Source organism: Streptomyces sp. 8K308, assembly GCF_004348315.1.
Lineage (GTDB): Bacteria > Actinomycetota > Actinomycetes > Streptomycetales > Streptomycetaceae > Streptomyces.
On sequence record NZ_SMKC01000487.1, the window covers coordinates 1 to 4,131 of the forward strand.

At 72.9% G+C, this 4,131-nt stretch carries 3 protein-coding genes; 1 reads left to right on the top strand and 2 read right to left on the bottom strand.

What is annotated here, in order from left to right; all coding sequences use genetic code 11:
• Window positions 1–42 precede the first annotated feature (42 nt).
• Both E1265_RS34480 and E1265_RS34485 read right to left on the bottom strand, forming a co-directional pair.
• A complete protein-coding gene (locus E1265_RS34480) occupies window positions 43–1,893 on the bottom strand; it encodes an ABC transporter ATP-binding protein (RefSeq protein WP_132934895.1) in 1,851 nt (616 codons plus the stop codon).
• Window positions 1,890–3,704: an ABC transporter ATP-binding protein gene (locus E1265_RS34485; RefSeq protein WP_132934896.1), complete on the bottom strand. Its 1,815-nt coding sequence runs from the start codon at window positions 3,702–3,704 to the stop codon at window positions 1,890–1,892. Before E1265_RS34485 ends, E1265_RS34480 begins: the two co-directional genes overlap by 4 nt.
• A 124-nt stretch (window positions 3,705–3,828) precedes the next feature.
• Between E1265_RS34485 and E1265_RS34490 the strand changes: the two genes are divergently transcribed.
• Window positions 3,829–4,131: hypothetical protein (locus tag E1265_RS34490; protein ID WP_243741319.1), on the top strand; the 303-nt coding region annotated here is incomplete at its 3' end.

The window sequence follows — 4,131 nt, forward strand, 5'->3', positions numbered from 1 at the left end:
GGGTGGGGGGAAACCCCCGGTCGTTCGCCCAGCGCGGTGTGGCTAGGCCAGGCTGTCGCGCCAGGCGCGGTGTAGGGAGGAGAAGCGGCCCTCGCCGGCGATCAGTTCCGCCGGCGGGCCGTCCTCTACGATGCGGCCCGCGTCCATGACCAGCACCCGGTCCGCGATCACCACCGTGGAGAGCCGGTGCGCGATCACCATCGCCGTCCGGCCCTGGAGGACCGTCACCATCGCGTCCTGCACCGCCTTCTCACCCGGGATGTCGAGCGAGGACGTCGCCTCGTCGAGGATCACCACCGCCGGATCGGCCAGCACCACCCGCGCGAACGCCACCAGCTGCCGCTGGCCGGCCGAGATCCGGCCGCCCCGCTTGCGGACGTCCGTGTCGTAGCCCTCCGGCAGCGAGCTGATGAAGTCGTGCGCGCCGATCGCCTTCGCCGCCCGCTCGATCTCGTCCCTCGTCGCGTCCGGCTTGCCGAGCGCGATGTTCTCCGCGACCGTCCCGGAGAACAGGAACGCCTCCTGGGTCACCATGACCACCCCGCGCCGCAGCTCCGGCATGCTCAGGTCCCGCAGGTCCGTGCCGTCGAGCAGCACCCGGCCCTCGGTCGGGTCGTAGAACCTGGCGAGCAGCTTGGCGAGCGTGGACTTGCCCGCGCCCGTGGCGCCCACCAGCGCCGTGGTCTGGCCGGCCGGCAGCGTCAGCCGGAACCGCGGCAGCACCTCGCCGCCCGTGCGGTAGGCGAAGCGGACGTCGTCGAAGACCACCTCGCGGCCCGGCCGTTCGGCCGCGCGGGCCGGCAGCTCGACCGGCCGCTCCGGCTCGGGGACGTCGGGCCGCTGGGCCAGCAGCCCGGCGATCTTGTCCAGCGAGGCCACCGCCGACTGGTAGTTGTTGAGAATCATCGCGAAGCGGTCGAGTGGGTCGTAGAGCCGCCGGATGTAGAGCGCGCCGGCGGCCAGCGCCCCGAGCTCCAGGTCGCCTGAGGCCACCCGCTGCGCGCCCCACAGCACGATCCCGGCGACCGCGACGGCCGCGATCAGCCGGGAGAGCACCACGAACCTGGCCATCTCCAGGATCGTGTCGCCGTTCACCCGCTCGTGCGTGCGGTTGAGCCGCTCGAAGTCCTCGTCGTTGGCCGGCTCCCGGCGGAACGCCTTCACCGGGCGTATCCCGTTGAGCGTCTCGGAGAACTTGACGATCACCGCCGCGATCGCCGTCGACCGGCGCAGGAACCGCTCCGCCGAGCGGCGCCGGAAGCTCCGCACCAGCAGGTAGAGCGGGACGAACGAGAGCAGCGCCGCGCCGCCGAGGCCGAGGTCCAGGTAGAGCAGCAGGGCGCCGATGTAGACGACGGACACCAGGATGTTCAGCATCTCCTGGAGGCCCTCGTTGAGCAGCTCGCGCAGCGACTGGACGTCGCTGGTGGAGCGGGAGATCAGCCGGCCCGAGGTGTAACGGTCGTGGAAGTCCAGGCTGAGCGCCTGGGCGTGCCGGTAGATGCGGCCGCGCACCTCGAGCAGCACGTTCTGGTTGATCCGGGCCGAGATCCGGATGAACACGGCCTGCAGCACGCCGGCGCCCAGCGCGCACAGCAGGTAGGCCACGGCGACCGCGATCAGCGGGCCGTTGTCGTCCTCGCGCAGCGCGGGGACGCCGCTGTCGATCGCGTAGGCGACCAGCAGCGGCACGGCCTGCACCGCCGCCTGCTGGGTGAGCAGCAGCGCGGCGGCGAGCGAGACGCGGCCTCGGTAGGGGCGCAGCAGCGAGCCGAGGAGGCGGCGCGAAGCGCCCTTGGGTGAGGGGAGGGTGTCCTGGGCCAGCGGGTCGGGCTCGGCCGCCGGCCGCTCCGCCCGCTGCTTCTCGTCCGGGGTGTCGACTGTGGTGGTCATCGCGCGGCGACCTCGCTGTGGGCGTCGTGTGCCTCGGCGCGCTCACCGGTCATCAGATGCCGGTACTCCGCGTTGCCGTGCAGCAGCTCGGTGTGGGTGCCGACGGCGGCTATGCGGCCGCCGGAGAGCAGCGCGACCCGGTCGGCCAGCTGCACCGTGGACGGCCGGTGGGCGACCACGAGGGCGGTGGTAGTGGCCAGGACCTCGCGCAGCGCGGCCTCGACTCGGGCCTCGGTGTGCACGTCAAGCGCGGAGAGCGGGTCGTCGAGCACCAGGAAGCCGGGCTGGCCGATCACGGCGCGGGCCAGCGCGAGGCGCTGCCGCTGGCCGCCGGAGAGGCTGAGCCCCTGCTCGCCGACCTGGGTCTCGCCGCCGGCCGGCAGCGCGGCGACGAAGCCGTCGGCCTGGCTGACCCGCAGCGCGCGCTCCAAGTCCTCGTCGTCGGCGTCGGGGCTGCCCATCCGCACGTTCTCCCTGACGGACGCGGAGAACAGCGTCGGCTCCTCGAAGGCGACGGCGACCCGCCGCCGCACCTCGTCCCGCGACAGGCCCGCGATGTCGACGCCGTCGAGGGTGATGCGGCCCTCGGTGACCTCGTGCAGCCGGGGGACGAGCGCGATCAGGGTGGTCTTTCCGCTGCCGGTGCCGCCGACCAGGGCCATCGTCTCGCCCGGCCTGATGTGCAGGTCGACGCCGTTCAACACGGGCGGGCTTTCGGGCGGTGCGTCCGGATAGCGGAAGACCACGCTCTCGAAGCGGAGGCCGTCCGGGCGCTCCACCGCGGCGGGCGCGCCGGACGACGGCGCAGCGTCGGCCGGGACCTCGACGTCCATCACCTCGAAGAAGCGGTCGGTCGCGGTGGCCGCCTCGTTGCACAGCGCCAGTAGGAAGCCGATGGACTCCACGGGCCAGCGCAGCGCCATGGCGGTGGTCATGAACGCCACCAGGGTGCCGGCGGTCAGCGCGCCGTCGGAGACCTGGACGACGCCGATCACCAGCGCGATGCCGAGGAACAGCTCCGGCAGGCTGAGGATGACCAGCCAGATCGCCGCCAGCAGCCGGGCCTTGTGCAGCTCGGTGTCCATCAGCTGGCGGGACAGCTCCCGGAAGGCGCGCGCCTGGCTGCGGTGGCGGCCGAAGCCCTTGATGACCCGGATGCCGAGGATCGACTCCTCGACCACCGTGGTCAGGTCGCCCACCTGGTCCTGGGCGCGGCGCGCCACCACCGAGAACCGCTGCTCGAAGAGCCAGCAGACGACGATCAACGGCACGACGGGGGCGATCAGCACCAGGCCGAGACCCCAGTCCTGGGCGAGTAGCACGCCGAAGCCGATGAGGATGGTCGCGCTGTTGACGATGAGGAAGGTGAGGCCGAACGCCAGGAACATCCGCAGCAGCTGCAGGTCCCCCGTGCCGCGGGAGAGCAGCTGCCCGGTCGGCCAGCGGTCGTGGAAGGCGACCGGGAGCCGCTGCACGTGCCGGTAGAGCGCGGAGCGCATGTCCGCCTCGACGCGGGTGAGCGGCCTGGCCACCAGCCAGCGGCGCAGCCCGAAGAGCGCGGCCTCGGCCACGCCGACCACCAGCAGCACCAGGCCGCCGAGCCACACGCCGGCGCTGTCGCCCTCGGTCACCGGGCCGTCCACGATCCACTTGAGCACCAGCGGCATCACCAGGCCCATGCTGGCGGCGACGATGGCCACCACGGCCGCGGAGAAGACCCGCGCCCGCACCGGGCGCACATACGGCCACAGGCGCAGCAGGGATCGGACGACGGAACGTTTTCGGGCTGGGGCATCGGCTGTGGCAGACATCGCTATCGAGCCTACGGACCGGCACTGACAGTTCCCACGGGTTTTCGCCCTAGGTCGGAGGCCCGAGCGGCCTTGGAACCACGTGGCCGGGCGACTGTCGGTGCGGGTGCTTAGGGTGTGCGGCATGAGTCAGCTGACACGGATGCGGGATCTCCGGGACCTGCAGGCGGCGCTGCGGACGGCGTCCGACATCGCCTTCGACCAGGAGGCCCCGGCGGGGGAGCAGGCCGAGGTGCTGGTGGACGCGCTGCGGCGGGCGTTGACGGCCGCGCAGTCGCTCAGCGACGGGCCCGGCGAGACGGGCTGCCGGGAGCATCCGCGGGGGGCGGTCGATCCGCTGTACGGCGACAAGGACGACCCGCTGCCGCCTGGCTGGGGCCGCTGCCTCCTCTGCAACGACCGCCGCCGCCGCGCCACCCGCGCCACC

Bases quoted from the DNA above. Each gene is read 5' to 3' on its own strand.
- E1265_RS34480 (WP_132934895.1), bottom strand. From the start codon at position 1,893: ATGACCACCACAGTCGACACCCCGGACGAGAAGCAGCGGGCGGAGCGG.
- E1265_RS34485 (WP_132934896.1), bottom strand. From the start codon at position 3,704: ATGTCTGCCACAGCCGATGCCCCAGCCCGAAAACGTTCCGTCGTCCGA.